Origin of the sequence: Microbacterium psychrotolerans (genome assembly GCF_031085295.1) — a bacterium.
Taxonomy (GTDB): Bacteria; Actinomycetota; Actinomycetes; order Actinomycetales; family Microbacteriaceae; genus Microbacterium; species Microbacterium psychrotolerans.
The window spans coordinates 18429-44171 of record NZ_JAVFWO010000005.1; the positions used below are offsets into that span (position 1 = coordinate 18429).

The window sequence follows — 25743 nt, forward strand, 5'->3', positions numbered from 1 at the left end:
TGCGGGTGACCGCGCCCGTCGCCCCCGGGCGGGTCCGCGGATGCCGTAGGCGGGGCCTGCGGGTCGAGCCTCCACGCCTGCAGCGCCGACGGGAACGGCTCGAGCCCGGTCGACGTGTCGACCGGGCTCGAACTGTTCGGGACTACGCGGTGGCGGGCGTCGCCCTCAGCAGGGCGCGCGCCGAGGTGCTGCGCCGGCGAGCCACGACGATCATCGTCGCGACGAGCGCGAGGACCGTCCAGATGATCAGCCCCGCGAATGCGGCCCCGAGCCCCGAGGTCGACGTGAGCGCGGCGAGCATGCCGTTGTATGCCGGGGCCGTCGGCATCAGCCCGGCGACGCTCGACAGCACACCGGGCACGGTGGAGACCACGCCGGTCGCGACGGTGAGGACGCCGATGAGCGCCGAGATCCAGCGGCCGGCGCCGCCGAAGACGGCCACGAGGGCCTGGTTCACGGCAGCGAACGCGATGCCCGCGACGACGCAGACGCCGGCGAGCGCCCACCATTCGCCCCAGCCGTACGACGCGGCCAGCTGCACGACGGCCGCGACGAGCGCGCCCTGCAGTGCACCGAGGCCGGCCGCCGGGGCGAACGACCGCAGTGCGAGCACCGCGGACGGCTGCCGCGACGTGAGGGCGCGACGCGACACGGCCTGCAGCGCGATGAACGTGCCGAGCCCGCCGAACCACAGCGCGAGGGTCGCCAGCAGGGGGACCGCCGACGCGCCGAAGAGCGAGGTGCCCACGCCGTCGGCTTCGACCGGGTCGGCGACGACGGAGGCGAGATCGGTCGCCTCCTGGTCGGTATACGACGGAAGGGACTCGGATGCCGTCGTGAGGCCGCTCGCGAGTTCGGACGTGCCCGTCGCGAGCTGGGCGACACCGTCGGCGAGGGTCGTCGCACCGTCCGCCGCCTGCGTCGCACCGGAGGCGAGCTGCGTCGCACCGTCGGCGAGACCGTTGGCGCCGTCCTGGAGGCCCGTTACGCCGGTGGCGAGCTGGCCGGCGCCCGCGGCAGACTGGTCGATTCCGCCGGCGAGCTGGGTCAGTCCGCCGCCGAGTGCTGCGACGTTGGTGCCGATGGTACGGAACTGAGCCGCAAGGTCGGCGGTACCCGCGGTGTCGAATGCAGTGAGTGCACCGGAGGTGCCCTGGGCGGCGGCCTTCGCGCCCGTGGCGGCGTTCACCAGCTTCGTGCAGTACTCCGCTGAACCGCCGTTGGCGACGCACTCATTCGCGAGGGCGAGGACCGAGCCGGCCGCCTGGACCGACCCAGTCGCTGCGTCGTACACCGGATCGGGTACGAGCCCGGTTGCCTCGAGCTGTGCCGCCCCGCCGTTCACCCCGTCCGCGAGCTGCTGGGCTCCGCCAGCGGCCTCGCGCGTCTTGCCCGCGATCGTCGTCAGACCGGACTGCAGTGACGTCGCTCCACCGGCGACCTGCCCGGCGCCGTCGGCGAGCTGCGAGGCCCCATCCGCCAGCTGGATGTTGCCGTCCGCGAGCTGCGAGATGCCGTCGGGCAGCTGTGCCGCGCCGTCGGCGGCCTGGCCGGCGCCCTCGGCGAGCTGCGCGGCGCCGTCGGCCGCCGTGCCGAGCTGGTCGCCCAGCGTCGTGAAGCCCAGGAACACGTTCTCGAGGTACACGCTCGACAGTTGCGTGCCCATACTCGACGCGGCGGCCGTGGCAACCTGCGCGGTGATGGCGTCGTCGACGATGAGGCTGTCGGGCGGGGTCGTGACCTCGATGGTCGCCTGCTCGGGGGTCGAACCCGGCGCCGTCGACGTCGCGGCGGCCGAGAAGTTCTCGGGGATCGTGATGACGGCGGCGTAGGTGCCGTCGGCGAGGCCTGCCTCGGCGTCGTCGGCGTTCGAGATCGTCCAGGTGAGGTTGCTGTCGAGCTCGTCCGATCCCTCGACGAGGCCGGCGGTGAGCTGACGGCCGAGCGGCACGGTCTGCCCGTCGATGGTGACGGGCTCGTCCTCGTTCACGATCGCGGCGGTGAGGCTGTCGAGCCGCTCTACCGGGTTGTACAGGGCGGCGACCAGGATTCCGCCGATGACGACGGGCAGCAGCAGCACGCCGACGAGCGTCAGCCACGTGACGGGACGACGGGAGCGCGCGCGCTCGACGGCCGTGGTGATCCAGTTCGGGGTCATGCGTTCACCTCTGCGGTGGGGGTGGTCAGGGGAGCGCCCGAGCGCAGCGTCAGCGAGGCCACGTCGGGGCGGTGCGCGTCGGCGAGCAGCGCGAGCGCGGCGCTCTCGCTGCGGGAGGTCACGACGAGCGTGAGCACGCCGTCGCCGCCGCGGCGCAGGGCGCTCGCCGCGTCGCGCAGCAGCGCACCCGCCTGGTCGCGCTCGGCGGCGTCGAGGGCGTCGACACCCTCGACGACGACGAGGGTCGCCTTGCCGGCGAGCGCTCGGCGGAGTGCGGGGAGCCGTTCGTCAGTGTCGCCGAGCAGCGCGAGCCCGACGTGGGCGCGCACCCAGACGGCGCGCTCAGGGAGCAGGTGGCCCGCGACGCGCAGCTTGCCGTCGGTGGGCGCGAGCCGCCCGGCCAGGGTGAGCGCGAAGGCTTGGGCGGCACGGGGGTCGCCGGTAGCGATCAGGGTGCCGCCGGGCTCGACGCGGAATGCGGCGTCCTCGAACAGCACGACCTCGCCGGCGGAGCCGCCGGCGTCGGCGCGGACGCCGACGCCCTCGCCGACGACCGCGGCGGTCGTGTTCGACTCGGGCCAGGCCTCGAGCGCGAGCTCGCGCTCGACGGCTTCGCCCTCGATGTCGAAGTGGGGGAGGATCCGGTCGAGCCAGCGCGGGATCCACCAGGCCTTGTCGCCGAGCAGCGCCATCACCGCCGGCACGAGCGTCATGCGCACGAGGAACGCGTCCACGGCGATGCCGACGGCGAGGCCCAGCGCGATCGGCTTGATCGACGAGTCGCCCTCGGGTACGAAGGCCGCGAAAACCGCGAACATGATGATCGCCGCCGCCGTGACGACGCGTGCCGAGGCCGTGAAGCCAGAGCGGACGGCGCCGAGCGCGATGTCGCGACGGCCGCGCGTCGAGTGACTGGCGGCGGCCCGGCGGGCGTGCACATAGTCCTCGCGCATGCGGCTGACCAGGAACACCTGGTAGTCCATCGCGAGCCCGAACAGCACGCCCATCAGGATGATCGGCATGAAGCTGATGACCGGTCCGGTGCGATCGACGTGCAGCAGCTCGGCGCCCCAGCCCCACTCGAACACAGCGGCGACGACGCCGAAGGCGGCGAGCACCGACAGCAGGTAGCCGACGGCGGCCTTGATGGGCACCCAGATCGACCGGAACACGATCATCAGAAGCACGAGCGACAGGCCGACGACGAAGACGCCGAACGGCAGCAGGGCGGCGCCGAGGCGGTCGGAGATGTCGATGCCCACGGCGGTGAAGCCGGTCACCTTCAGGTCGACGCCGTACTCGTCCTCGAGCTGAGGAGCGAGATCCCGCAGCGCTCGTACGAGCTCGGCGGTGGCGGGGTCGTCCGGAGCCGTCTCCGGCACGATCTGGATCAGGCCGGTGTCGGCGGTCTCGTTCGGCGTCGCGAGCGCGACCTCCTTGACGCCGGGGATCTTCTCGACCTCGTCGGCCAGGTCGGCCATCAGCCCGAGCGGGTCGGTCGAGGTGACGATCGTGCCGGTCATGATGAGCGGGCCGTTGGCACCTGGTCCGAAGTGCTCGGCGGTGAGGTCGTAGGCCTGACGCGCCTGGCTCGACTCGGGCTGCTGGCCCGCGTTGGGGAGGGCCAGGGCCAGGCTCGCCGCGGGGATCGCCATGACGCCGAGGGTCAGCACCACCGCGATGGTGGTGACGACGGGGTGCTTGGTGACCCACAGGACCCAGCGGTTGGTCTTCTTGACCGGAGCGTGGACGGCGTCGGCCGCATCGGGGGAGGGGGCGGTCTCGCCCGCCGCCGCGGCGTCTGCCGGCCGTTCTGCACTCCCGATCGGCGCGGGATCACCCGTGCCATGAACCGCCTTCTCGCGCTCGGCGGACGGTGCGATCGCACGGCGGCGGGAGAGCGGGATTCCTCGGCGCGTGCGGCCGTGACCCCAGCCGGCGACCCGGCCCTTCGCGAAGCCCAACAGGGCGGGCGTCAGAGTGATGGCGACCACCACGGCGATCGCGACGGCCACGGCGGCGGCGATGCCCATCGTCGTCAGGAACGGGATGCCGGCGAAGCCCAGGCCGATGAGGGCGATGAGCACGGTGACACCGGCGAACACGACGGCCGAGCCTGCGGTGCCGGTCGCCCGCGCGGCGGACTCCTCGGGCTCGACCCCGGCGCGCACCTGGTCCTGATGTCGGGCGACGATGAACAGGGCGTAGTCGATGCCGACCGCGAGCCCCAGCATGATCGCGAGCATCGGCGTGGTGGACGAGATCGACGCGAACGCCGTCGAGACGTAGATGAGGGCGATCGCCAGGCCGACGCCGATCAGCGCCGACACCAGCGGGAACCAGGCGACCGCGAACGATCGGAACGTCACGATCAGCACGAACAGCGCAATGAGCACGCCGACAGCCTCGATCAGCGAGAGGGCCGGCACCGAGGTCGAGAACAGGTCGCCGCCCATGGCGACCTCCGAGCCCTCGGGGAGCGTCTCGCGCAGATCGTCGGCGACGTGTTCGAGGCCCGCCTTGGTCTCGTCCGACACGTCCGTCGCCTGCCCGTCGAACTGCAGGCGGATGATCGCGGCCGACTCGTCGTCCGAGACCATGCCCGTGACCATCTCGTTGAAGGGGTCGGTCACAGCGATCACACCGTCGAGGTCCTCGAGATGCGAGACCGTGTCGTCGATCGCCGACGCGTAGGGCTCCTCGTCGACCTGATCGCCGTCGGCGGCGACGATCACCAGCTGCGCGCTCGTGCCGCTGGCCTGCGGAAAACTGCGGTCCAGCAGCGCGATGCCTTCCTGGGCCTCGGTGCCAGGGATCGAGAACGAGTTGTCGGTGCCCTTCATGAACAGGGCCGCGCCGCCGCCGGCGAGCGCGAGCAGCAGCAGCCACGAGACCAGCACCCGCCAGGGGTGGCGGTACGTCCAGCGGCCGAGCGCATACAGAAGGGTCGACACAGCGCCTCCGTTTTACGGGTGAGAGGTAGGGGTTGCGTCGATACAGCGCTGTATCGGATACATGAGTGTATCGTAAGGCGGGTTGGCCGCCCCAACCTGAGTAGTCCGTGTGAGACTGGCGGCAAGGAGGACCGATGAGCGACACCCCCGTGGTCGAAGTGGCCGGCATGTCCCGCCGACGCGAAGCGACCCGGCAGAAGCTGCTGGATGCCGCGGCGCTGGTCTTCGCCGAAGTCGGCCTGGATGCGGCATCCGTGGAGGCGATCTGCGAGCGCGCGGGCTTCACCCGTGGCGCGTTCTACTCGAACTTCGAGACCAAGGACGAGCTGTTCCTCGAGCTCGCAGGCTCGGTCGCGCGCGGGCGTGTCGCCGTGGTGCGGGAGCGCGTGGCGGCGCTGGAGGGCGAGGGCGCTCTCGACCTCATGCCGACCAACGCGTTCGAGATCGTTCAGCAGATCCTCGACGTGTCGGCCGACGACCGCCTCGGCGTCCTGCTGATGAGCGAGATCCGCATCCGCGCCCTTCGCACGCCGGCGCTCGCCGTCGCCTACCTCGCACAGGACGAGGAGATGCTGCGCAACGTCGCGCAGATCATCTCCGACATCGGCGCAGCGCGCGCGCTGCGATTCCGGGTTCCCGCACACGAGGCTGCGCGGCTCATGCTCACCGTGTGGGAGGCCGCGTCGGTGCGGGCCGTGATGGCGGGGCTCGGCGACGAGGAGATGCATCTGCGCATCAACGAGGAGCTCGCCCGCGTCGCGCAGATCATCATCGAACCTGTCTGAGTCGGTCAGCGGGCCGAGCGCGCGGGCGAGCCGTACGGCCGTCGCCGCCGAAGTCGTGCCCCTTCGCTCGCCAGGTCAGCGGGCGGAGTCGAGCACCTTGTAGCACCGCGCCAGGCGGTCGAGCCACCAATCTCGGCGGTCGGCGGCGGCCGCGTGCGCGTCCAGGAGCGCCGCATCGGGAGTGACCCGACCCACCGCGAGGAAGCCGTCGTGCGGCTTCAGCGGCGGTTCGACCACGTCGGCGGTGAACAGCGACGCCGTCCCGAGGCCGCAGTCGTAGTCGAGCTCGGGCAGCGCGGCAGCGAGCGCCACTCCCATCGACAGCCCGACCGACGTGTCGAGGGCGCTGGAGACGACGGCCGGGAGCCCTGCCTCCGCCACGATCTCGAGCGCCCGGCGCACGCCGCCGAGCGGCTGCGCCTTGACGACGAGCAGATCGGCCGCCCCCGCACGAGCCACGGCCAGCGGATCGGCGGCCTTGCGCACGCTCTCGTCGGCGGCGATCGGAATGCCCATGTATTTCACGCGCCGCCGCAGTTCGGCGAGCTCGTCGACGGTCGCGCACGGCTGCTCGGCATATTCGAGGTCGAACTCTGCGAGGGCGTGCAGCGCGCGCTCGGCCTCGTCCACGTTCCAGGCGCCGTTGGCGTCGATGCGCACGCGCCCCTCCGGGCCCATGGCCTCGCGGACCGCCCGCACGCGGGCGACGTCGTCGGCGAGCACCTGACCGGCCTCGGCGACCTTGATCTTCGCCGTCCGGCAGCCGTCGAATCGCGCCAGCACGGCGGGGACGGATGCCGCAGCCACGGCCGGCACGGTGGCGTTGACGCCGATGCTCCCGCGGCGGGCCTCGGGCCGCGGCATCCGCGAGTCCTCGATGGCTGCGGCGAGCCACGTCGATGCCTCTGCGTCGTCGTACTCCGGGAACGGCGAGAACTCGGCCCAGCCTTCGGGTCCCTCGAACAGGAGGGCTTCGCGCACGTCGATGCCGCGGAACCTGGTCGCCAGGTGCAGGGCGACGACGCGCGCCGTCGCCAGGACGTCGTCGAGCGGGGGGAGCGCGTGCGGGATCGTCACCGCTTCATCCTGCCCTGTCGGCGGATCAGAATTGCCCCGCCTCGAAGCGCTGGTTGCGCAACTCGAGCTGAGCGCTCACGCGAGCGTCGTAGTAGTGCGACGCCTGCGCGTTGCGGTGTTCCTCGTAGGTCACGGGCTTTCCGAGAATCGCCCACTTCAGTCGGATCCAGCGGCTGGGCTTCTCTGACATGGCCGGCCCTCTCTCGCGTTCCGGTCAGCATGACAGGTTGGTGTCCGACTTTAAAGTGTCATTGACGATAGTGTGTGACACACAGTATGGTGTGAGGTATGAGCGAAACCGAGATCCTCGAGACGCACCTGCAGGAGCTGCGGCGCGGCACCGTCGTGCTCGCCTGTCTGCGCCTGCTCGTCCACCCGGGGTACGGGTACGGACTGCTCGAAGAGCTGGGGGAGCGCGGCTTCCCCACCGATGCGAACACGCTCTACCCGTTGCTGCGACGCCTCGAGAAGCAGGGGTTCCTCACCAGCGAGTGGAACACCGACGAGTCGCGGCCGCGCAAGTTCTACCGCACCAGCGCCGCGGGCTCACGGCTCGCGGCATCCCTCACCGACGACTTCCGCGCGATCGCCGCAGCGATCGACGACCTTCCCACCCCCGACGTCCCGCACTGACCCACGATCCGCAACTGAGGAGAACCGACATGACAACCGCGACGCTCACCGACCGTTACGTCGACGCCGCGATGCGCACCGTGCCCGAGGCGCAGCGCGACGACCTGGCCGCCGAGCTGCGCGGCTCGATCGACGACCAGATCGAGGCGCGCCTCGCCGAGGGGCAGGACCACACGTCCGCCGAACGCGCCGTCCTGACCGACCTCGGCGATCCTGACAAGCTCGCCGCCCAGTACACCGACCGGCCGCTGTGGCTCGTCGGCCCGCGCTACTTCCTCGACTGGTGGCGGCTGCTCAAACTGCTGCTCTGGATCGTCCCGGTGTGCGCCGCCTTCGGCGTCTCGCTCGCCATGGTGCTCAACGGCGCCACGTTCGGCGAGATCGTCGGGGCCATCGTGCCGCTGCTCATCTCGGTGGTCGTGCACATCGCGTTCTGGACCACCCTCGTGTTCGTGGTGCTGGAGCGTAGCGGGCACGAGACGATGACGAGCGGACCCTGGACGCCCGATCAGCTGCCCGAACCGCGCCAGCGCGGCGCCGGACTCGGCGACATGGTCGCCTCGCTCGCATTCCTCGCGATCATGGCCGGCGTCGTGCTGTGGGACCACTTCGTCGGACTGGTGCCCACGCAGCCCGGGCTGCCGTTCCTCGACCCGGGGCTGTGGCCGTGGTGGATCATCGGACTGTTCGTGCTGATGGCACTCGAAGCGGTGCTCGCCGTCGTCGTGTACGCCGTCGGCCGCTGGACTCCGGCGCTCGCCGTGGCCAACGGCATCCTGAATCTCATCGTCGCGGTTCCGGCGCTGTGGCTGCTGTTCGAGGGCCGGCTGATCAACCCGGAGTTCTTCCCGTCGATCATCGCCGACGACGGCGCGAAGGTCGGTGTGATCGTCAACGTGGTGTTCGGATTCGTCATCGCCGGCATCGCGATCTGGGACACGGTGGATGCCGCGATGAAGGCCGCGCGGGCGCGCCGAGGCTGAGGCCGGCGTCCTCGACGGAGGAGGATCGCCGAGATGAGGACGCGCGGGTCACGGCGCGACCTCATCTCGGCAACCCTCGTCGAACGAGGATCACCCCCTCGCGGCGGCCCTAGTCTTTTTTCATGCCCCTCCTCGATACTCCTGTGCGCCTCGGCGTGCAGCTGCAGCCCCAGCACGCCCCGTACTCCGCGTTCCGCGACGCCGTCCTGCGTCTCGAGGAGATGGGCGTCGACGTCCTCTTCAACTGGGACCACTTCTTCCCGCTGTCGGGCGACCCCGACGGCCTGCACTTCGAGTCGTGGACCATGCTCGCCGCCTGGGCCGAGCAGACCGAGCGCGTCGAGTTCGGGGCACTGGTCAACTGCAACAGCTACCGCAACCCCGATCTGCAGGCCGACATGGCCCGCACCGTCGACCACATCTCGGCGAAGGACGGCGTCGGCCGCTTCATCTTCGCGACGGGCTCGGGCTGGTTCGCCCGCGACTACGAGGAGTACGGCTACGACTTCGGCACCGCCGGCTCGCGGCTCGACGACCTCGCCTCGGGCCTCGAGCGCATCGAGGCGCGCTGGGAGAAGCTCAACCCGGCGCCCACGCGCGAGATCCCGGTGATGATCGGCGGCAAGGGTGAGCAGAAGACGCTGCGCCTCGTCGCCCGGCACGCCGACATCTGGCACAGCTTCGTGCGCCCCGACGAGCTGCCGCACAAGCTCGACGTCATCGAGCGCTGGGCCGAGCGCGAGGAGCGCGACACGTCCGGCCTCGTGATCTCCAACGAGCTGCATCAGCGCGGCGAGGGCTTCGCCGACGAGCTGTACGACGCCGGCGTGCGCCTGTTCACGCTCGGTTTCCAGGGCCCCGACTGGGACTACGACCTCATCCGGTCGTGGCTGCGCTGGCGCGACTCGAAGAACGCCTGACGCGCGGCGGTCCGCCCGCCCCGTTTCGCACCCGGCGTCCACCCCGCGAGAGTACATCTGGTCGCCGAGAGGCAGGCAACCGCCCGACCTCTCGTCCGCCAGTTGTACTCTCGCGGACGGGTGGGAGCGGCACTCGCGGACGGGTGGGAGCGGCATCCGTCACGAACCGGGACACTCCCGAGCCGCGCGACTAAAATCACGGGGTGACCGCTGCCTCGACCGCACCCCGCTTCGCCCTCGACATCGACGGCGTGCCGCGGCCCGAGCGTTCGCAGCGGCTGCTGGAAGGCGTGCGCGAGCGCGTCGTGATCGCCGACGGGGCGATGGGCACGATGCTGCAGCGCTACGACCTCTCGATCGACGGCGACTTCCAGGGACTAGAGGGCTGCAACGAGATCCTCAACGTCTCGCGCCCCGACGTCGTCGCGGCGATCCATGACGCCTACCTCGAGGTCGGCGTGGACGCGGTCGAGACCAACACGTTCGGCGCGAACTGGTCGAACCTCGGCGACTACGGCATCGACGACCGGATCACCGAGCTCGCCGCCGCGGGGGCGCGCATCGCGCGCGAGCGGGTCGAGGCGGCCGAGGCCGCCGACGGCCGCGTGCGCTGGGTGCTCGGCTCTATGGGACCGGGCACGAAGCTGCCGAGCCTCGGTCACACGACGTACGACAACCTGAAGCAGACCTTCGCGCTGCAGGCCGAAGGGCTCATCGACGGCGGCGCCGACGCGTTCCTCGTCGAGACCTCGCAGGACCTGCTGCAGACCAAGGCCGCCATCAACGGCTGCCGCCAGGCGATCGTGAGCCGCGGCATCCGCCTGCCGATCTTCGTCGAGGTGACGGTCGAGACCACCGGCACCATGCTCATGGGATCCGAGATCGGGGCGGCGCTCACCGCGATCGAGCCGCTCGGCGTCGACGCGATCGGCTTGAACTGCGCCACCGGACCCACGGAGATGAGCGAGCACCTGCGGCACCTGTCGAAGCACGCCACCGTACCGGTCGCGTGCATGCCGAACGCGGGGCTTCCGGTGCTCGGGGCGAACGGCGCGCACTACCCGCTCTCGCCCGGCGAGCTCGCGACGGCGCACGAGCAGTTCGTGCGCGAGTTCGGGCTGGGCCTCGTCGGCGGATGCTGCGGCACGACTCCCGAGCACCTGGCCGCGGTCGTCGAGCGGCTGAGCCCCTTCCGCCAGGGCGAGGGACGCGACGAGGTGCGGTCCCTGAGCCTGTCGAGTGGCCCGGAGGAGGACCCCGGCGTCGCGTCGCTGTACCAGCACGTCTCGTTCCAGCAGGACGCGTCGTATCTCGCGATCGGCGAGCGGACCAACGCGAACGGCTCGAAGGCGTTCCGCGAGGCCATGCTCGAGGAGCGGTGGGACGACTGCGTCGAGATCGCCCGCGATCAGATCCGTGTGGGCGCGCACCTGCTCGACGTCTGCACCGACTACGTCGGGCGCGACGGCGCCGCCGACATGCGCGAGGTCGTGTCGCGTCTGGCGAGCGCCTCGACGCTGCCGCTCGTCGTCGACTCGACCGAGCCGGCGGTCATCGCCGCGGGGCTCGAGCTGATCGGCGGACGCCCGGTCGTGAACTCCGTGAACTACGAGGACGGCGCCGGCCCCACCTCGCGCTTCGGCCGCATCATGCCGCTCGTGAAAGAGCACGGCACCGCGGTCGTGGCGCTGACGATCGACGAGCGTGGCCAGGCCCGGACGACCGAGGGCAAGGTGCAGATCGCGACGCGCCTCATCGACGAGCTCGTCGGCGAGTGGGGCCTGCGTGTCAGCGACATCATCGTCGACTGCCTGACGTTCCCCATCGCGACCGGCCAGGAGGAGACGCGCCGCGACGCCATCGAGACCATCGAGGCGATCCGGCAGATCACGGCGAAGTACCCCGGTATCAACACCACGCTGGGCGTCTCGAACGTGTCGTTCGGGCTCAACCCGGCCGCACGCAGCGTGCTGAACTCGGCGTTCCTCCACGAGGCCGTCGAGGCCGGGCTCACGTCGGGCATCATCGACGCGGCGAAGATCGTGCCGCTCGCGTCGATCTCCGACGAGCAGCGCAAGGTCGCCCTCGACCTGGTGTGGGATCGCCGCGAGTACGACGCCGACGGCAACGTCACGTACGACCCCCTGGCACGCATGCTGGACCTCTTCGCCGGGGTCGACACCGCGGCGCTGCGCAACCAGCGCGCCGCCGAGCTCGCCGCGCTGCCGGTCGGAGAGCGCCTCGAGCGCCGCATCATCGACGGCGAGGGGAAGGGCCTCGAGGCCGATCTCGACCTGGCTCGGGAGGGCGGGCTGACGCCGCTCCAGATCATCAACGACCACCTGCTCGAGGGCATGAAGATCGTCGGCGAACGGTTCGGCGCGGGCGAGATGCAGCTGCCGTTCGTGCTGCAGTCCGCCGAGGTCATGAAGACCGCGGTCGCGCTGCTCGAACCGCACATGGAGAAGTCGGATGCCTCCGGCAAGGGCCGCATCGTGCTGGCCACGGTCCGCGGCGACGTGCACGACATCGGCAAGAACCTCGTCGACATCATCCTCACCAACAACGGGTACGACGTCGTGAACCTCGGCATCAAGCAGCCGATCGCCGACATCATCGCCGCGGCCGAGGAGCACGACGCCGACGTCATCGGCATGTCTGGCCTGCTCGTGAAGTCGACGGTCGTCATGAAGGAGAACCTCGAGGAGCTCCGCTCCCGAGGGCTCGGCACGAAGTGGCCGGTGATCCTCGGCGGTGCGGCGCTCACCCGCGCCTACGTCGAGGACGACCTGGCCTCGCTGTTCGACGGCGAGGTCCGTTACGCCCGCGATGCGTTCGAGGGCCTGGCGCTCATGGAGCCGCTCGTGAAGATCGCCCGCGGCGCCGATCCGGCCTCGGTCGGACTCCCGGCGTTGAAGAAGCGCCGGCACGCGGCCGGCTCGAAGCTCACGCTCACCGAACCCGAGGCGATGCCGACGCGCTCGGATGTGGCATCCGACAATCCGGTGCCGGCGCCGCCGTTCTGGGGCACCCGTATCGTCCGCGGCATCGCACTGCACGACTACGCCGCGTTCCTCGACGAGCGCGCGACGTTCATGGGCCAGTGGGGTCTGAAGCCCGGGCGAGGCGAGGACGGCGCGTCGTACGAGCAGCTCGTCGACACCGAGGGACGGCCGCGGCTGCGCTACTGGCTCGACCGCATCCTCGGCGAGGGCATGCTCGACGCCTCCGTCGCGTACGGCTACTTCCCCGTCGTGTCGGAGGGCAACGACGTCGTCGTGCTGCACCACGGCGACGATGCGTCCGGCGTGCTGGGCGCAGCGGGTCTGCTCGCGCCCGACGGCGGCTCCGGCGGCGAGATCGGCGCCGACCGCCTGCGCTTCCACTTCCCGCGCCAACGCCGCGACCGTCACCTGTGCCTCGCCGACTTCGTCCGCTCGCGCGAGTCGGGCGCCGTCGACGTGCTGCCCGTGCAGCTCGTGACGGCGGGCGCCCACATCGACTCGGTGACCGCGAAGCTGTTCGCCGAGGACAAGTACCGCGACTACTACGAACTCAACGGGCTCGTGATGCAGCTGACCGAGGCGCTCGCCGAGTTCTGGCACGCCCGCATCCGCTCCGAGCTCGGCTTCTCGGGGGAGGACCCTGCCGAGACCGCGGGGCTGTTCAAGCTCGAGTACCGCGGTGCCCGCTTCTCACTCGGCTACCCCGCCTGCCCCGACATGGAGGACCGCCGCAAGGTCGTCGAGCTGCTCCGCCCCGAGCGCATGGGCGTCGAGCTCAGCGAGGAGCTGCAGCTGCACCCCGAGCAGTCCACCGACGCCTTCGTCTTCCACCACCCCGAGGCGAAGTACTTCTCGGTCTGAGACGTGAAGGAGATCGGATGCCGCGGCCTGCGGCATCCGTCAGTCATTCCGTGGTGATCTCGACGCTGACGTTCGGAGGCGGCGTGGTGTGCACCCAGAAGGCCGGATCGGCGGTGAAGAAGGTCAGGAGGCCGATGACCGCCGCGAGGAGCGGGAGGGCCCACAATGCGGTGGCGGCGCGCCGGAGCACCCGCGTGACGACGGTGGTGTCGGTGGCCCGAGACGCTCGACCCAGCGAGACGACGAAGACGACCGCCATCGCGAGCCACACCACCGGCGACGGATCGAGCGTCGCGGTGTAGCAGCTCGTTGCGGCGTCGGCGACGCTTATGCAACCGCCGCGTGAGCCGCGCGCGAACAGCCCGTAGAGGACCGCCCAGAACAGTCCCCGCTTCGCGAGCGAGATGATCTCGGGCACGTAGGCGCCGATGGGATTCGTCGGCGTCAGGGTCGAGGGTATCGCTGTGGTCACGTTGGCTCCTCCTGGCGCGTGAACCTCACGATAGGGCAGACGCCCGTTCTCGCGGAGCGGAGGCGGGCTGCCGGTGCGGCGCCAGCGGCTTGGCGCGGCGCAGGGCGGCGAGGATGGGCCGGCCTACCACGATCAGGCCGACGACGGTCGTGATCGCGCGGAGAGTGTCCCAGCTGAGCGTCGACGTCACGAGCGAGTAGAGCAGGAAGCTCGACAGGTTGACGTCGAACGGCGCGGCGCCGTCGTACGAGATGCCGGTGCCGTAGCCCACGGCGAACGGCCAGAACCACAGGTTCATCAGCAGGCCGAAGACGTACGAGGCGACGACGCCGTAGACGCAGAGCATGGCGATCTCGGCGGCTGACGAGCGAGCCCATGCCCCCGGCGGCTGCGGGCGATGCGTCAGCGACGCCCGGAGGGCGCGTGGCGATCGGCGCGGCAGCAGCCCGGCGACGGCACCGACCCACGCGCACGAGAACATCTGGAAGGGCGTCCACGGCCCGAACGTGCCCGTGATGACCGTGGACAGCACGATGGTCGCCATGCCGAGGAGCATGCCGAAGCGCGCTCCGTACGCCCGCCCGGCGAGGATCAGCAGGATGAAGACCGCCTCGACTCCGCCGACCCCGGTGCCGGCGATGCGCACCGCCGCCCCGATCGCGGCGAGCGTGCCGAGAAGGGCCAGCATATGGGCCGAGCGCACCGTGCCGTCGAGCGTCGCCACCACCACGAGCATCGCCAGCGGCGCCAGGGCGAGGGCCGCGATCGGCACCGCGGCGTATGCCTGCTCCGGCACGGCGGTCGCGACGAGCGGCCAGCAGAACGCCCCGAGCGCGACGAGGTTGGCTGCGAGGAGGGCGATCAGCGGAAGCCGGGCGACGCGAGCCCGGGCGACGCGGGCGTGAACACCGGTCGCAATGAGCGCGTCGGAGCCGGGGCCTGCGAGCGCCGTCGGTGCCGCGGTGCGGCGGTTACTGCGCCCCTGAGCCGCAGCAGCGGCGGCCGCGGGGCCGGCGATGTCGACCAGCGCGGGAGCGCCGGCGCCCCCGGGATGACGCGCCTGCGCCCGTACGAGGTCGGCATGCAGGGCGACACCGCGCACAGCGCCATCGGCGCGCGCCGCCTGCGCGCCTCCCGCACGCAGCACGCCGCCATGCATCTCGAGCACCCGATCGGCGAGATCGGCGATCTCGGGCTCGTGCGACGCCACGAGCACCGCCGTGCCCGCGTGGGCGAGCGTGAGCAGAGCCGCCCAGACCATCGCGCGCGCGGTGGGGTCCAGCCCGCGCGTCGGCTCGTCGATGAGCAGCACGTCGGGAGCGCCGGCGAACTGGATGGCGAGGGCGAGGCATCGTCGCTCGCCGACCGACAGATCGCGCGGATGCCGCGCCAGGCGCGACGTGAACTCTGGTCCATCGGGGTCGAGGCCGAGGAAACCGGCGAACCTTGCTGCGGTCGATTCCTCACCGGCGGCTGGGTGTCGCCCCGTCGTGCTCCCCGTTCCGCCCCAGGCGGACGCTTCCGAGCCTGAGGCAACGATCCCGTGCCCGCCGTGCGCGGCACGTCGTGACGCGCGCCGGTCGGCGCGGCGGCACTCGGCGGCGACGGTGTCGGAGACGAAGAGGTCGTCGGAGGCATCCGGCACGAGCGCGACGCGCCCCGACGCCTCGACCCGCATCCAGCGATCGGGCAGCGCCAGCGCCGCGAGCAGGCTCGACTTGCCGGCGCCGTTGGGCCCGACGAGTGCGACGATTTCGGCGGCGTCTAGGTCGAGATCCGCCGCCGACACGGCCACGGTCTCGCGGTGGCTCAGGGTGATGCCGCGGGCGCTCAGCACCGGCTCCGAGCCCGACGGCTCGCGCACCGAGAGCGTCCCCGAGTCTCGGGGTTCGGGGCGCGCGCCGTGCGTCTGGGACGTCAGCGGCGCGCCCCGAACGCCTGCGGAGCGCCCCAAACCAGATGCGCCACCCGCCGGCGACGACGAATCATCCCTGGCGGCATCCGATGCGACGACCGCACGGCCGGGCCACCTCTCCTCGTCGGCGGTATCCACGATGACGACCGCACCACCGTCGATCCGCAGGACGGTGTCGGCGATGCGCGCGAGGGGCGTGGTGCGGTGCTCGGCCACGACCACGCACATCTCCGCCTCGTGCGCCAGGGCGTCGAGCAGCCGCGCGATGCGCGTGCGCGCGCCGGCGTCGAGGTCGGCCAGCGGCTCGTCGACCAGCAGGAGTATCGGGTGCTCCACGATCGCCGCCGCAATGGCGACGAGCGTCGCCTCGCCCGCCGACAGGCCGCGCGTCGGCCGGTCGAGCAGCCCGGTCACTCCGACGCGGCCGGCGACCTCGGCCACACGCGCCGCCGCGACCACCGGCGCGACACCCCGCAGCTCGAGCGACAGGCCGATCTCGTCGCGGACGCGCTCCGTCGCGAACGCCTCACGCGGATGCTGCAGCACCACGCCCACGCGCTGCGCCACGTCGCGGGGCGGCACCGCGGTGCGGTCGTGGCCCACCACACGCAGCGACCCCGCGATCCAGCCGCCGTCGGTGTGGACGTGCAGACCCGCGATCCCGCGCAGCAGGGTGGACTTGCCCGAACCCGTCGCCCCCGCCACGAGTGTGAGCGTGCCGGCCTCGAGCGCCAGCGCGGGAGGAAGGCGGATGCCGGCATCCGCCCGCCCGCCGTAGCCCATCTCGACGTCACGAGCCTCGACGGGAGCGAGGCAGTCGCCGTCGAGCCCGCGCCCCGCGAAGCCGCGCAGCTCGAGGGCCGCGGCCACGTCACCGGCGCGTTCGAGGGTGCGCTCGAGCAGGGGCAGCAGCATCCGTGGACCGGCGCGCTCGCCGCGGAGCCGCTGGGCGAAGCGCACCGCGCGGGCGCCGTCGGCGAGCGAGGGGAGGGTCGCCGCCGCGATCGCGAGTGCCCGCGCGATGCCTCGGAGCGGTCCGCGGCGCGAAGCCCGCGCGAACACGCGATTGAGGTCGACGACGGCGTTCAGGACGCCGAAGGCGAGGATCGCGAGGGCGATCGGCAGTGCGCTGGCCGCGGCATCCCACAGTCCGTCGATGGTGACCTGGCCCAGCAGCACGACGTGCGCGAACGGCGGCGGCAGCCGCACCGCTGGAAGGTCCAGCAGTACGAAACCGTCGCCGTCGGCCCCGTGGAAGAGGATGCGGTAGACGACCCGGGCCGCCACGAACCCTGCGGCGAGGATCGCCGCGGCACGCAGGGGACCGGGTCGGAACGTCATGTCAGGTCGCCGGCGCGGCCGGCTCGCCGTTCAGCGTGAAGAGCAGCTCGAGCGACTCGCCGGGTTCGAGCTCGAGGGTCGACAATCCCTCCTCGGCATAGGCCCACTCGCCGTCCGCAGGCTTGATCCAGATCGACCAGTACGCGAACGCGGCGGGCATCGACTCGCACGTCTCGAAGTAGTCCGTGCCGTCCGCGGCGGGGATCGCGACGTCTTCCGCGGGCACGCCGTTGACGCGGCACACGACCTCGTCGCCGTACTCGTCGGTGCCCTCGGTCGTCACATTCACGAGGGTGAGGGCGTCGGCCGCGGCGAGCGTCTCGTCTGTGCCGATGCACCATTCCTTGCTGTCGCCGTCCTCCAGGCTCGACGCGTCCACGGCGACGGTGATGCCTTCGTCGTCCCCGCAGGCGCTGTCGAGGATCGCGAGGGTCTTGGTCTCCGCGGGCGTGGGGGTGGCGTCGGGCGCGCCGGTGCAGGCGACGAGGGTGAAGAGCAGGGCAGCGGATGCCGCGGCGGCCGCCACGGTGCGAAGAGTCGAGGTCACCGATCCAGGCTAGTTGGCGGGCAGTGGTGTCCGGTGGCGGATGACGCCCGCCGACGCGCCGCCGTAGGCTGGCCGGGTGAGCGTTTCGGAACTGTTCGACGAGGACGAGTGGACTGCAGCACCCGGCCAGGCGGAGGGCGGTTACAGCGACATCACGTCCCACGTCTCGCGCGACGGTCGCATCGCCCGCATCGCGTTCCATCGCCCCGAGGTCCGCAACGCGTTCCGCCCGCACACGGTGGACGAGCTGTACCGCGCACTGGACATCGCACGTCAGGACCCGCGCGTCGGGGTGGTGCTGCTCACCGGCAACGGACCGAGTCCCAAGGACGGCGGCTGGGCGTTCTGCTCCGGCGGCGACCAGCGCATCCGCGGTCGCGACGGCTACAAGTACTCCGAGTCCGCAGACTCGGTCGCCGAGTCCGCCGGAGCGCCTGCTCGCGCCGGGCGGCTGCACATCCTCGAGGTGCAGCGGCTGATCCGCTTCATGCCCAAGGTGGTCATCGCCGTGATCCCCGGCTGGGCCGCGGGCGGTGGCCACTCGCTGCACGTGGTGTGCGACCTGTCGATCGCCTCGGCCGAACATGGCAGGTTCAAGCAGACCGACGCGGACGTCGGGTCGTTCGACGCCGGCTACGGCTCGGCCTACTTCGCCCGTCAGATCGGCCAGAAGTTCGCGCGCGAGGTGTTCTTCCTGGCCGAGGAGTATTCGGCCCAGCGCGCATACGAGATGGGCGCCGTCAACCGGGTCGTGCCGCACGCCGACCTCGAGCGCGAGGCTCTCGCCATGGCGCGGACCATCCTCACCAAGTCGCCGACCGCGATCCGCATGCTGAAGTTCGCGTTCAACGCGGTCGACGACGGCATGGTGGGCCAGCAGGTGTTCGCGGGTGAGGCGACCCGGCTCGCGTACGGCACCGACGAGGCGGTCGAAGGCCGCGACGCGTTCCTCGAGAAGCGCGACCCCGACTGGTCGCCGTACCCCTGGCACTTCTGAGGGCTGCCGTGCACGAACTCCTCAAGATCGCGCGACGGGGCGATGAGCACGGCGAAACCCGCCCGTGCCGATGCTTTCTGGAGGAGTTGATGTCCGCATGAAGCTCCAATCCGTCGTCGGCGACGATCCGCGCGAGATCCTCCGAGCCCTGCGCGGAGCGCTCCACGGTGCCGGTCCCGCGCTGGGCGTCGGGCTCGTGAGCGGGCTGCCGAGCGAGGTGCCCGCCGGCACCGCCGTGGTCGTCACGACGTCGGGGTCCACCGGCATCCCCAAGAGCGTCGTGCTCAGTCGCGACGCGCTCACCGCGAGCGCGCTGGCGACCGCCGACCGCATCGGCGACGGCGCCTGGCTGCTGGCGCTGCCGGCGAGCTACGTCGCCGGGCTCCAGGTGCTGGTCCGCTCGCTCGTCACCGACCGCGAGCCGGCGATCCTGTCCGGCGCCTTCACGCCCCAGTCCTTCGCCGCCGCCGCCCTGCTGATGGTGTCGACGGACCGCGGCGAACGGATCCCGACGTACACGTCGCTGGTGCCGGCCCAGCTGTCGAGGCTGCTCGACGCTGCGGAGCACGACAGCTCCGTTCTCGCCGCCGTGCGGTCGTTCGAGACGATCCTCATCGGCGGCCAGGCGCTGCCCGCCGCGACGCTCGAGCGTGCCGAGGCGGCGGGGGCGAGGATCGTCCGCACCTACGGCTCGACCGAGACCAGCGGCGGCTGCGTCTACGACGGCGTGCCCCTCGCGAACGTGCGGCTGCGCATCGAGCGCGGCGAGGTGCAGGTGTCGGGACCGACGCTTGCGGAGGGCTACCTGGGCGACCCCGTGCGGACGGACACCGTCTTCCTCCGCGAGCGCGACGGCACGCGGTGGTATCGCACCGGCGACGCGGGCCTGTTCGACGACGGCGTCCTGCGGGTGCGCGGACGCATCGACAACGTCATCGTGTCGGGCGGCATCAACGTCTCGCTCGACCGCGTCGAGCGGATCGTGCGGGGGATACCCGGACTCGACACGGCCGTCGTCGTCGGGATTCCCGACGAACGCTGGGGCGAGGCATCCGTCGTCGTCGCCTCTCGCGGTGAGGCGCTGCGCCGCAGCGAAGCGGTCCAGCTGCAGGAGGCGCGTGCCGCCGTGCAGGCCGAGATCGGCGCGCACGCGCGTCCGTCGCGCCTCGTGCTGGTCGACGAGCTGGCGACGCTGCCGTCGGGGAAGCCCGACCGCGAGGCCATCCGCCGCGCCGTCCTCGCCCTGCACTGATCCGGCTCGTCTGCCGCTCGAGGCTCCGGCGGCGATTCCGGCGGGCGTCAGCCCTGCGGATACGGCCCGGTCTGCACGACGCAGAACCTGTTGCCCTCGGTGTCTTCGAGCACGACCCAGTCGGCGTCGTCGGGGTAGTCGTCCCAGTCGACTTCGCGGGCGCCGAGATCGAGCAGGCGCTGGATCTCGGCCGCCTGGTCTTCGGCGTACAGGTCGAGGTGGATGCGCGGCGGATAGTGCTGGGGATATCCGGTGACCGACAGGGCGAGGCTCGCGCCCGGCGCAGCCCAATGGGTCTTGCCGGGCGGGTCGAGGATCACCCAGTCGTCGCTGGGCTCACCGCGGCTCTCGTAGCCGAGGGCCGCGCGCCAGAAGTCGCCGGCGCGGTCGATGTCTTCCACGGTGAGGACCGTGGATCCGATGCTCAACATGGCCTCCATGATCCGTGCCGCGCCCGACATCCGGCGAGGGGCTTGACGGCCGCGCGGGTCTTCATCGGCTGGACCCCTATGATGTGCATTCGTGGCAGCAACCTCCAGCAAGAAGCGCGGCGCCCCGGGCGCGAAGAAGCGGCAGCCCCGCGGCAACCCCCAGAAGCCGAACGTCTCGCGCAGCCCTGCGCGCGTGGCGAAGCCCACGGCCGCTGACTGGGTCGGCGCGGCACGGCTGCGCACCCTGCCGCTGGCGGTCACTCCGATCCTCGTCGGCACGGGCGCTGCGATCCTGGTGACGGACGTCTTCCACTGGGTGATCGCGCTGTTCTGCCTCATCGTCTCGGTGTCGCTGCAGATCGGCGTCAACTACGCGAACGACTACAGCGACGGCGTCCGCGGCACCGACGACCACCGCGTCGGGCCGGCGCGCCTGACGGCGTCGCGCAAGGTCAAGCCGCGCACGGTGCTGATCGTGGCACTGGTGTTCTTCGCGATCGCGGCCCTCGCCGGTCTGGCCATCACGATCCGAACGCAGCAGTGGTGGCTCCTGGCCGTCGGCGCGGTCTGCATCCTCGCGGCGTGGTTCTACACCGGCGGCAAGCGCCCCTACGGGTACTACGGGCTCGGCGAGCTCTTCGTCTTCGTGTTCTTCGGCCTCGTCGCCACTCTCGGCACGACGTGGGTGCAGGCGCTCGCTCTGCCGCAGGAGGCCTGGTTCGGCGCGGTCGGCGTGGGACTCCTCGCGTGCGCGGTGCTCCTGGCCAACAACCTCCGCGACATCGACCAGGACCGCGTCGCGGGCAAGAAGACGCTCACAGTGCTCATCGGCCGCACGGCCACGCGCTGGCTGTTCACGGTGTTCGTGCTGGTGGCGTTCCTGATCGCCGCCTTCCTCGCCTGGATCGGCTACCCGATCGCGTGGCTCACGCTGCTCGCCCTGCTGGCGGGGCTGCCCGCGATCCTCATCGTGTGGACCTACCGTGATCCCCGCGAGCTGGTGGTGGCCCTCGGGCTCACCTCGCTCACCTCCGTCGCGTACGGCGCCTTCCTCATGTGGGCCTTCATCGGCTGAGACCGGATGCCGAGCAGCCTAGTCTGCGCCGCCGGTCACGGCGGCACGGATCCTCTCGATGGGAAACTTCGGCGACCGGTCAGCGAACAGCAGACCGTTCGTCTCCTGACCGGTGTCGGTGAGTTGCGTGTAGCAGAATCCGGCCAGCGGTGAGGACCGGCGGACTGCGCGCAGGATCGCGGTGACCTTCTCTTCGAAAGCGGCGGGATCGCTCGCCGAGGAGTATCCCCAGTCATCTGCCCCGTCCGTCTCCAGGCTCACTCCTCCGAACTCGGACAGGATGACGGGCGCGCCCCCGTCCTGCGCACCGATCGTCATGCGCCTGCCGGCAGGTCCGAAGCCCGCGAGCATCTCGCGTAGCGGGGTCTCCTCGCCGTAGCGCTCGGCGAGCACATCGGGATCTGATTCGTAGTCGTGGATCGTCAGGATGTCGGAGGCCGTGTGCTCCCAGCCGTCATTCGAGATCACCGGCCGCGAACCGTCGAGCGCGCGGGTCAAGTCGCTGATGGATCGGCTGAATGCCGCCTGCCGCGGGTCGTGCGAGATGTGCTGAACACCCCAGCTCTCGTTGAGCGGCACCCAGACCACCACGGACGGGTGCGACTGGTCGCGTCGCACGAGCGCGCTCCACTCTCCGACGAGATTGACGATCGCCCGTTCGTCGAAGGCGTAGGCGTTCGCGGTCTCCGCCCAGATCATGAGCCCCAGCCGATCGGCCCAGAACAGGAAGCGAGGATCCTCGGCCTTCTGGTGCACTCGCGCCGTGTTGAAGCCGAGTTCGAGGATGAGCTCGACCTCGCGCCGCAGGGTCTCGGCCGTCGCGGCCAGGTGCGTCTCCGGCCAGTAGTTCTGCGCGAGCACGGCGCGAACCTGCAGCGGACGGTCGTTGAGCAGGAAGTTCCCGCCGGCCACGGACACCGAGCGGAGCCCCACATAGCTGGCCACGACATCCATGACGGAGCCCGACTCGCGCTCCAGCGTCACCGATGCCGACAGCAGTGTCGGTCGCGCCGGACTCCAGAGCAGCTCCTCGTACTCCTGGCCGTTGAGCTGACGCGGTATGACCAGCCGAACGGTGCCGTGCTGCAGACCTCCCGTCCGCACGCGCCCCTCCGCCAGCGTCTGATCGTCATGCGAAAGCGCGACCCGCAGCCACGCGTCGACGGGGACCGGTCCCGAGAGCTCCACGTCGACCTCGACGGTCGCGGTCGGAAGGTCCGGCCGCCAGGTGAGCGATCGGACCGCGGACTCGGGGATGCACTCCAGCCACACGGGCTGCCAGATGCCGGTGGTGCGGTGGTACCAGATCGAGTGGGGCCGTTCACGCCAGTCCTGTTTGCCACGCAGGACGGAGACGTCATCCGGCACGTCGACGGCCCGCACGGTGAGCACGTTGTCGCCCTGCGAGGCGAGGGCGTCGGTGATGTCGACCTGGAACGGCGACTGTCCTCCGGAGTGGCTCGCCACCAGACGGCCGTTCACCCAGACATCGGCCGTGTGATCCACCGCTCCCAGGTGCAGCACCACGCGAGGCCGCTCGGGGCCGTATCCCGCATCGAGCAGCTCTGCGTGCCCGAAGGAGCGGCGGTACCAGACGCAGGGGGTGAAGCGGGTGTCTCCGATCCCGGATGCCGGGGACTCCGGCGGAAACGGAACCTCGATGCGGCGGTCGAACACGATGCGGTCCACCTGAGCGATCATCATGTCGTCCCGGGCGAAGTCCCACACACCCGACAGATCATGCCAGCAGGGTCGTACGAGCTGCGGCCTCGGATACGTGCCGTCCTGCGCCGTGGCGTCCGCTGTTGCGTCGCTGGTCATTCGGTCGGTCCTTTCGTGCTCGCCCGGTGCGCGACGGTGAAACCCACCGTGTGGATTCCCGGCGTCGGTGGTGCTTCATAGAGGAGGTCGATCGCGAGTCGGGCGAGCGCTCGCGTGTCGGGCGAGATAGAACTGAGCGCCGGCGTGCTGTAGCGGGACTCCTCGATGTCATCGAAGCCGATGATCGCGATGTCGTCCGGCACTCGGACACCCGCCGTGATGAGGACGTGCATTGCGCCGAGCGCGAGGAGATCGTTGAAGGCGAAGACGCCGTCCGGTCTGACGCCTGAATCCAGCATCCGGTGAGCCGCGGCGGCGCCGTCGGCGCGATGGAATTCATCGACCTCGAACACCAGCCGCTCGTCGTACTCGACTCCGGCTGCTTCCAGCGCCGCACGATAGCCGGCCAGACGCAGCACCGCGGTCTCGTTCGGACCGGTGGTCTGGGCACCGATCGCGGCGATTCGTCGACATCCGAGCGAGAGCAGATGCTCCGTCGCGCGCGCGGCGGCCGCAGTGTTGTCGACCGTGACGTGCGCGAAGCCCGCGTCGCCGATGTGCTCGCCGAGCAGAACCAGGGGTGTGGGATCGATACGTGTGTCGAGCTCCTTCGCGCCCAGGGCCAGCGGGCTCATGATGAGTCCGTCCATGACAGGTGCGTCGATGCCGTCGCTGATGCGCCGCTCGGTCTCGGCACGACCATCGGTCTGATGGACCAGCACGGTGATGGACCGTTCCTGGGCAGCACGCACGAGTTCGGAGGCCAGTTCGGCGAAGTAGGGCTGGCTGAGTTCCGGGAGGGCGAGTGCGATCATGCGGCTCCGCCCGCTGCGCAGCTGCCGTGCGGCGACGTTCGGCCGGTAGCCGAGTTCGCTGATGGCCTCGCGCACGCGGGCCGCCAGCTCATCGGTGACCCATCCCGTGCCGTTCACGACGTTCGACACGGTCTTGGCGGAGACGCCGACCCGCGCTGCGACGTCCTTGAGCGTCGTCCGCGTCATCGCCACCGCCCTTTCCTGCGTTCCGGCGTCGCTCACACTCTCACGAGACGCCTGTCTTGTTCAACGATTACCGGTCATGTATAACAGTATTCGATCCCATCGTTCAACGTTGAACGGCACTCGAAGGAGAAAGATCGATGAACACACAGCACACGCTCCGCAGCGCCCGCCCCCGTCGCCCGCGCGTCGTGATGGCGACGGCGGCAGCACTCGCCATCTCGGCTCTGACGCTCGCGGGATGCGCCGGCCAGGGGTCCGGCGGCAATGATGAGGCGACCGGCGACGGGAAGATCGTCCTGGACTTCTGGAACGGCTTCACCGGTCCGGACGGGCCCGCACTGCAGCAGGTCGTCGATGATTTCAACGACTCCCAGGACGAGATCGAAGTCAAGACGAACATCATGCCGTGGGACACGCTCTACCAGAAGGTGCTCACGTCGGTCGCGGGCAACAACGGCCCCGACATCATCGCCATGTCGGCGTCCCGCATCCCGCAGTTCGCCGACGAGGGCATGTTCATGCCTGTCGACGACTACTACGAAGATGAGGCCAACGACGCCGCCGCGCTCACCCCGGCCGCCGTCGAGGCGTCGATGTACGACGGCGAGAATTACGGCGTCCCCGTGAACTACGCCACCATGATGATGTACTACAACAAGGACCTCTTCACCGCGGCGGGGCTCGACCCCGAGGCACCGCCGACCACGTGGGACGAGTTCGCCGCGATGGTGCCGCAGCTGTCTACCGATGACAACGGTGACGGCAAGCCCGACGTGTACGCGATCGCGCTCGCCGATCACGAGACTGTGCCGATCTTCCCCTCACTGCTGTGGGGGACAGGCGGGGGCATCGTGTCGGAAGACGGCACGACGTCGATGCTCGGCGACCCCGAGTCGATCGAGGCGCTCGAGTTCTGGGTCGACCTGGTCACCGAGCAGAAGGCAGCCCCCGTCGGGCTTTCCGGGGCCGACGCCGACAAGCTCTTCCAGACGGAGAAGGCGGCCATCGAGATCGTCGGGCCATGGATGACGACCGGCTTCGACGAGGCCGGCATCAACTACGGCTTGGCGAAGCCGTTCGCGGGGCCTGCCGATGACGCGGTGCTTGCGGACGTCGTGTCGATGGGCATCCCGTCCAACGCGAGCGACGAGGTCAAGGAGGCGGCGTACAAGTTCTTCGCGTACTGGAACTCGCCGGAAGGCCAGATCACGTGGGCGAACGGATCCGGCTTCCCGCCCACGCGCGCGGATGTCGCCGACCAGATCACCGAGAGCCCGTACCCGGCCATCTTCGGCGCTCCCGACGTCGCCGACAGCGCGCGCGTGCTCATGCCGGGTGTTGCGGCAGGCGGGCCGATTCTGGAGACGGTGTTCACGCCTGCCCTGCAGCGGGCGCTCAACGGAGAGGGGACCGTCGAGGAGATCTTCACACAGGCGTCCGAAGAGGCTCAGGCCGAACTCGACAAGTGACCGGATGTGAGGCGGGTGGTGCGCGTGGCGCCACCCGCCCCCCACG

At 70.8% G+C, this 25743-nt stretch carries 19 protein-coding genes; 9 read left to right on the forward strand and 10 right to left on the reverse strand.

The genetic code is table 11. The features are described from left to right. Window positions 1–142: 142 nt before the first annotated feature. Window positions 143–2158, reverse strand: coding sequence for a YhgE/Pip family protein (locus Q9R08_RS15925; protein ID WP_308869128.1), 2016 nt, complete (start codon window positions 2156–2158; stop codon window positions 143–145). Next, a complete protein-coding gene (locus tag Q9R08_RS15930; protein ID WP_308869129.1) occupies window positions 2155–5112 on the reverse strand; it encodes an MMPL family transporter in 2958 nt (985 codons plus the stop codon). The genes Q9R08_RS15925 and Q9R08_RS15930 overlap by 4 nt, the downstream gene beginning before the upstream one ends. A 134-nt stretch (window positions 5113–5246) precedes the next feature. On the opposite strand from Q9R08_RS15930, the gene Q9R08_RS15935 reads away from it, so the two are divergent. Continuing rightward, window positions 5247–5897 (forward strand): TetR/AcrR family transcriptional regulator, encoded by a 651-nt coding sequence (locus Q9R08_RS15935; RefSeq protein ID WP_308869130.1) that lies wholly within the window; start codon window positions 5247–5249, stop codon window positions 5895–5897. 75 nt (window positions 5898–5972) lie between these two features. Here the strand turns inward: Q9R08_RS15935 and Q9R08_RS15940 are convergent, their stop codons facing one another. Continuing rightward, window positions 5973–6974: an o-succinylbenzoate synthase gene (locus tag Q9R08_RS15940; RefSeq protein WP_308869131.1), complete on the reverse strand. Its 1002-nt coding sequence runs from the start codon at window positions 6972–6974 to the stop codon at window positions 5973–5975. Between the two features lie 25 nt (window positions 6975–6999). Further along, window positions 7000–7164: a hypothetical protein gene (locus Q9R08_RS15945; protein WP_308869132.1), complete on the reverse strand. Its 165-nt coding sequence runs from the start codon at window positions 7162–7164 to the stop codon at window positions 7000–7002. A gap of 98 nt (window positions 7165–7262) precedes the next feature. Here Q9R08_RS15945 and Q9R08_RS15950 point away from each other — a divergent pair, with 98 nt between their 5' ends. The 4 genes from Q9R08_RS15950 (at window position 7263) to metH (ending at window position 13376) form a co-directional block, all read left to right on the forward strand. After that, window positions 7263–7607: a PadR family transcriptional regulator gene (locus Q9R08_RS15950; RefSeq protein ID WP_308869133.1), complete on the forward strand. Its 345-nt coding sequence runs from the start codon at window positions 7263–7265 to the stop codon at window positions 7605–7607. 29 nt (window positions 7608–7636) lie between these two features. Next, window positions 7637–8590, forward strand: a complete 954-nt coding sequence (locus tag Q9R08_RS15955; RefSeq protein WP_308869134.1) for a permease prefix domain 1-containing protein — start codon at window positions 7637–7639, stop codon at window positions 8588–8590. A 122-nt stretch (window positions 8591–8712) separates the two neighbouring features. Then, entirely contained in the window at window positions 8713–9510 is a 798-nt protein-coding gene (locus Q9R08_RS15960) for an LLM class F420-dependent oxidoreductase (protein WP_308869135.1), read from the forward strand. A 203-nt stretch (window positions 9511–9713) separates the two neighbouring features. Next, window positions 9714–13376 (forward strand): methionine synthase, encoded by a 3663-nt coding sequence (gene metH / locus Q9R08_RS15965; protein WP_308869136.1) that lies wholly within the window; start codon window positions 9714–9716, stop codon window positions 13374–13376. Between the two features lie 43 nt (window positions 13377–13419). On the opposite strand, the gene Q9R08_RS15970 is transcribed toward metH, so the two are convergent. Genes Q9R08_RS15970 through Q9R08_RS15980 form a run of 3 tightly spaced genes read right to left on the reverse strand, consistent with a single transcriptional unit; the run spans window position 13420 to window position 17651 of the window. Then, window positions 13420–13848 carry a hypothetical protein gene (locus tag Q9R08_RS15970; protein WP_308869137.1) on the reverse strand — a complete coding sequence of 143 codons (429 nt, stop codon included), beginning with the start codon at window positions 13846–13848 and terminating at the stop codon, window positions 13420–13422. Between the two features lie 25 nt (window positions 13849–13873). Beyond that, window positions 13874–17104: an ATP-binding cassette domain-containing protein gene (locus Q9R08_RS15975; RefSeq protein ID WP_308869138.1), complete on the reverse strand. Its 3231-nt coding sequence runs from the start codon at window positions 17102–17104 to the stop codon at window positions 13874–13876. Window position 17105: 1 nt separating this feature from the next. Beyond that, window positions 17106–17651, reverse strand: coding sequence for a hypothetical protein (locus tag Q9R08_RS15980; protein WP_308869139.1), 546 nt, complete (start codon window positions 17649–17651; stop codon window positions 17106–17108). A gap of 76 nt (window positions 17652–17727) precedes the next feature. Between Q9R08_RS15980 and Q9R08_RS15985 the strand changes: the two genes are divergently transcribed. Continuing rightward, entirely contained in the window at window positions 17728–18648 is a 921-nt protein-coding gene (locus tag Q9R08_RS15985) for a 1,4-dihydroxy-2-naphthoyl-CoA synthase (RefSeq protein ID WP_308869140.1), read from the forward strand. 97 nt (window positions 18649–18745) lie between these two features. Next, window positions 18746–19900 (forward strand): AMP-binding protein, encoded by a 1155-nt coding sequence (locus Q9R08_RS15990; RefSeq protein ID WP_308869141.1) that lies wholly within the window; start codon window positions 18746–18748, stop codon window positions 19898–19900. A 47-nt stretch (window positions 19901–19947) separates the two neighbouring features. Here Q9R08_RS15990 and Q9R08_RS15995 read toward each other — a convergent pair whose 3' ends face one another. After that, a complete protein-coding gene (locus Q9R08_RS15995) occupies window positions 19948–20331 on the reverse strand; it encodes a VOC family protein (RefSeq protein ID WP_308869142.1) in 384 nt (127 codons plus the stop codon). A gap of 91 nt (window positions 20332–20422) precedes the next feature. Between Q9R08_RS15995 and Q9R08_RS16000 the strand changes: the two genes are divergently transcribed. Beyond that, window positions 20423–21406, forward strand: coding sequence for a 1,4-dihydroxy-2-naphthoate polyprenyltransferase (locus Q9R08_RS16000; protein WP_308869143.1), 984 nt, complete (start codon window positions 20423–20425; stop codon window positions 21404–21406). Window positions 21407–21424: 18 nt separating this feature from the next. Here the strand turns inward: Q9R08_RS16000 and Q9R08_RS16005 are convergent, their stop codons facing one another. Together Q9R08_RS16005 and Q9R08_RS16010 are read right to left on the reverse strand one after the other, a co-directional pair. Beyond that, window positions 21425–23227 carry a glycoside hydrolase family 2 protein gene (locus Q9R08_RS16005; protein ID WP_308869144.1) on the reverse strand — a complete coding sequence of 601 codons (1803 nt, stop codon included), beginning with the start codon at window positions 23225–23227 and terminating at the stop codon, window positions 21425–21427. Next, entirely contained in the window at window positions 23224–24228 is a 1005-nt protein-coding gene (locus Q9R08_RS16010) for a LacI family DNA-binding transcriptional regulator (protein ID WP_308869455.1), read from the reverse strand. The genes Q9R08_RS16005 and Q9R08_RS16010 overlap by 4 nt, the downstream gene beginning before the upstream one ends. Before the next feature lie 137 nt (window positions 24229–24365). On the opposite strand from Q9R08_RS16010, the gene Q9R08_RS16015 reads away from it, so the two are divergent. Further along, entirely contained in the window at window positions 24366–25697 is a 1332-nt protein-coding gene (locus Q9R08_RS16015) for an ABC transporter substrate-binding protein (protein WP_308869145.1), read from the forward strand. Window positions 25698–25743 lie beyond the last annotated feature (46 nt).